Genomic DNA, 4,166 nt, shown 5'->3' with positions numbered 1-4,166 from the left:
GGTCGGCCTGGACCCCGAGTTCTACTTCGCCTGGCCCATGGGCTCCTCGTTCGATACGAGCATGGAGCCGGCTCCCCGGCGAAGTGCCCTCATCGAGGTCAGCCTGGACGGAGGGAAGACCTGGAAGCACCCCTCCAGCACCGAGCCCTACAACGCGGCCGAGCACAAGTACACCTACGAGCTGACGGGGGAAGACAACCCGCTGCAGGTGCGCAACATCGACAAGCCCGTCGGCGACAACTACGGGCGCGTGCAGATCGTCGTGCAGTCCGTCCCCAAGTAAACAGGGAGGACTGAAAGTCTCCTGGGGAGGGGAAAGCACCCAGAGTGTTTTCCCTGTTCGAACGACTTCCCCAGGAGACCCATCACCCCATTTTCGGCCACAGCGGGCGACCTCATGGTCCTGGGGTCGTCTGACACCTTCGGCGAGGACAGCGGCCCTCACGGAGGCGTGGCGCCGTCCGGCGGCGGGTGCTTCATCCGAGCTCCGAGCGGCTGCTTCAGCTCACTGAGCGGCACGACCAGGAGCGAGCGAGAGACGAACGAGCCGATCCAGAGTTCGTCACCGACGACGATGGCGCTCGTGCCGGCACTAAAGGTCTCGTTCGCGCCTCGCTCGAAGAGCGTGGTCGCCTGGAAGGTGGTCGGATCGATGCGGGCCACCTCCGTCCCAATGCCGCACCTCAGGAAGAATCCACACAGGCCAACGACGGCGAGGTAGTTCGGGTGCCCTGTCGCGAGGAGGGAGCCGTCGGGCGCGAACCGGATGTTGTCTGGATGGAAGCCCAGGTGGACGGACCGGAGGCTCGTGGCGGCTCCACCGAGGGGGACCTCGTGTACCCTGTTGTTGAAGTACTCGTTCACGTACAGGCGCGTGCCGTCCGGCGACACGAGGATGCCGTTGTCTCCTTGGAAGCGGGTGCCCGGAACCTCGGTCCATCCGCCGTCAGGCCCCCACCGCAATACCGCGCCTTGCGACGAAGACGGAAGGTGCGGAATGGTGACGACGATGCCGCCGTCCGGGAGGGGGGCGACGGAGTTGGCTTCATGCTCCGCGGGCAGCACGACGCAGCCGGTCCAGGTCAGCGCTGGCCCCTCGGCGGAAACCCGGACGTCGAACACTTCGATCGACTCGCGACCGCCGTGGTTGACCGCGTAGAGCGTGTGCGCCCCATCGGCGCGGGCACGGAGCGCGATCCCGTGCGCGGAGAGGAGCTTCGGATCGGGTGCACCGGGGCAGTCGCGGTAGGTCGGCGCGACCGGGCGCGAGAGCTCGGGTGAGAGGGCTCGGAAGGACTCGTCGCCCATCCTGACGGCATGGAAGCCGCCCCCGGCCCAGTCGTCGTTGCCCATGTTACCCGTGACGACCCAGTCACTATCCCCGAGCCGCAGCAGGTCCTCTGGCTTGTTGAGCCCACACACGGCGTGGACACCGCTGGTGAGCTCGCACTCCCTGCCCACACCTCGCCCGGCCGGCCAGAGCCTCGAGTAGAGAGCGAACGCGGCGGTGAGCACCAGGAGCGCGAGGAGGCCGAGTGCGGCGATGCGCACGCTCCTCCTGAACAAGGAACGGGGGACGGCGGGTGCCCGTGTCGCATCCCCGCCAGGTGTCGGCATGTCGCTCATCAGGATCTCCTTTATAACGTCATCGCGCCCTCCGCGGGCGGAGAGCCGCGTCCGGATGAACTCCGTGACGTCGGTGCTCACCTCGTCGGCATTCGTCTCATTGAAGAACTCGTGCCCTGGCCGCGGCCCCCCTAGCCAGCGCGTAGGCGGATGGAGGCGCGTCGTGCAGACCGGTGCCTGGCTCCTCGCGGACGACGAGCCGCTGGAGCCGGCGCTGGAGGAGTTCATCGCGGCCGGCGCGCCGCCGGTCTACGTGGGCTTCGGCAGCATGCCCACTGACCAGAATGCGGGCCGCACCGTCGTCGAGGCCGTGCGGTCGGTCGGCCACCGTGTGGTGCTGTCGCGAGGATGGGCCGAGCTCCGCGTCGACTCAGTGGCCTCCGCCTCCTCCACCTGCCCCTCCCATGGAGGGTTCCTGGCGTATCGTGTCGAGCATGCGAGCCTCCACCCGATGGCTCGCGCTCCTAGTCTCCCCAGGAGCATCCACCGGAGGCTTCACAGTGGCAGCCCCAAAGGAGGCCAGTGGAATGAAGCCTGGCGACAATTCAAGGAGGACAACGCAGGAGTCGGCTCGCAGGAACTCTGGCGGTTCGCGTTCGAGCTGATGTTCCTGTTCAACGTGAATGGCCCCCTCGTCCCCTACTGCCAGGATTGAGCCGAGGCGCGCATCGATGCATTACTTTAGAGTCAAGGAAGACAAGGCCGCGAGCTGCACCGGCCACATCGATGCCACACATCAGTGGACGCTCCCGGGTCTGTTGGATTGCCCTGCTTGCAAGGTCACCTGGGGCGACAACTCCAAAGCATATCCCTCCGTGGACCTCGGCCCTGTCACAGCCCAAGCCAGCTTCGAAGACGCATGGCCCAAGCCCATCGAGGAGTACGAAAGGTCATGCGAGCTGGTACGCCCCTTCCTGCCTCCGGGAGCCGTGCTGGAACCCGGTGCCGCTTTTGGCCCGCTTGTGGGCAAGGCCCAGGGCCGCTTCGGGTCGCTCGCGGCGCCCTATTCCTGGTGGCTGTTGGTGCAGCGCGAGGCCCTCGAGAAGCTCCAGGCCGAGGGCCTGCGAGGTCTCAAGGGCTGTCCCACCCAACTGCGCTTCCGCCAGCGCGCCTCGCCCGTACTGCTCGAGTTGGAGTTGCTCCCCGTGGGCCGCGCGCACCCGGAGTGCCTGCCCCCCCACCGCCAGCCGCCCTGCCCTCGCTGCCATCGTCATGGCCTCACCCTGCCCAAGCCCCTGGTGCTGGATGGCGCCACCCTCCCCCACCACCTGGACGTCTTCCGGCTGGAGGACTTCTCCACCGTCGTCGTCTGCACCGAGCGCTTCGCCGAGGCCTGCCAGCGCCTGGGCTTGGATGGCGTCGCCTTCCACCCGCTGCCCACGCGCTGACGTCCCCACCGGGCATCCGTTCGGCGGGTTCAGTAGGTCAGGCCGTGCTTCGCCGCCTTCTCCTTCACGCCCTTCATCACGTTCGCGTCGAAGGAGTCCTCCTTCTCCGCCACGTTCTTCGCCCTCCAGGCGTCACGCTCCGCCGCCAGCTTCGTCGCCTTCTCCTCCAGCGCCTTCCGCTCGTCGGCGAGCTGCTTCACCTTCGCCTCCCGTGCCTTCGCGTCCAGCCCCGCCAGTTCCTGCGGCAGCTCCTCGTCCTTGAGGCCCGCCAGCGCCTCGGGCTGCGCCACCACGTCCACCGCCCCACCCACCGCCGCCGGCGCGCTGCTCACCGCGGCCGCCGCCGCCGCCGGCTTCCCCGCGCTGCGCGTCGTCTTCAGGAACTGCATGCGGTCCGCCGCCGCCTCCGGCGCCATCGCCGCCATCTGCTCGGCCCGCGCCCGGTTCTCCACCTGCGCTTCCTTCTTCCCCGCGTACATCGTCTTGCGAGCGATCTCCGCGTTCACCTTCGCCAGCTCCGCGTCATACGGCGTCGCCACCGCCACCATGCCGCCCGACTGCTCCAGCGACTCGTACCGTCCGTCCGTCATCTTCGCCGCCAGCTTCCAGTGCTTCTCCGTCTCCGCGTCCCCACCGCAGCGCACCGTGTTCACCACGATGTGCTTCTCCGCCGCCCGCTTCGCCCAGTGGTTGAAGTTCCAGTCGTCGTTGCGCTGCGCCGGCGGCGCGTCCCCCACCAGGAAGATGAGCTTCATCGTCTCCCGGCTCGCGTCCCACGAGAGCTTCGACACCGCCTCGCCCAGCCCCCGCCCCACGTGCTCCGGCGTGTCCCCGCCCCCGTTCGCCTCCAGCTTCCGCAGGTGCGTGAAGATGCCGTCCAGGTCCTCCGTGAGGTCGTACCGCTTCGTCACGTACTCGTCCCCCACGTCCCGGTACGCCACCAGCCCCACCCGCACCTGCGGCGTCGGCTTGCCCTGGGCGATCCGCGACGCGATGGAGAAGATCTTCTGCTTCGCCCCCTCGATGAGCCCTCCCATCGAGCCCGTCGTGTCCAGCACGAACACCACGTCGATCCTCGGTCGCGCCTGCTGCTGCTGGGAGGTCTGCTGGGGCTGCGGCTGCACCGGCACCGGCGCGCCCTGGGACGGGGCG

General features: G+C 68.4%; 4 protein-coding genes and 1 pseudogene. 3 read left to right on the top strand and 2 right to left on the bottom strand.

Going from position 1 to position 4,166, the window contains the following annotated elements; genetic code table 11:
* Nucleotides 1–283, top strand: a pseudogene (locus VF697_RS18135) (hypothetical protein); the annotation flags it as partial.
* A 158-nt stretch (nt 284–441) separates the two neighbouring features.
* Here the strand turns inward: VF697_RS18135 and VF697_RS18130 are convergent.
* A complete protein-coding gene (locus tag VF697_RS18130; RefSeq protein ID WP_331096667.1) occupies nt 442–1,707 on the bottom strand; it encodes an SMP-30/gluconolactonase/LRE family protein in 1,266 nt (421 codons plus the stop codon).
* Between the two features lie 82 nt (nt 1,708–1,789).
* On the opposite strand from VF697_RS18130, the gene VF697_RS18125 reads away from it, so the two are divergent.
* Nucleotides 1,790–2,281, top strand: coding sequence for a DUF2380 domain-containing protein (locus VF697_RS18125; protein WP_331096665.1), 492 nt, complete (start codon nt 1,790–1,792; stop codon nt 2,279–2,281).
* On the top strand, nt 2,250–3,014 hold the full coding sequence (locus tag VF697_RS18120; RefSeq protein WP_331096663.1) for a double-CXXCG motif protein: 765 nt from the start codon (nt 2,250–2,252) through the stop codon (nt 3,012–3,014). The genes VF697_RS18125 and VF697_RS18120 overlap by 32 nt, the downstream gene beginning before the upstream one ends.
* Nucleotides 3,015–3,043: 29 nt before the next feature.
* Here VF697_RS18120 and VF697_RS18115 read toward each other — a convergent pair.
* Nucleotides 3,044–4,166 (bottom strand): vWA domain-containing protein (locus VF697_RS18115; protein WP_331096661.1); only part of this gene is annotated, 1,123 nt, incomplete at its 5' end.

It is taken from the genome of Archangium sp. (genome assembly GCF_036388035.1).
GTDB lineage: Bacteria > Myxococcota > Myxococcia > Myxococcales > Myxococcaceae > Archangium.
Note: the sequence above shows the minus strand (reverse complement) of the source record. Positions and strands in the feature narration are given on the sequence as shown.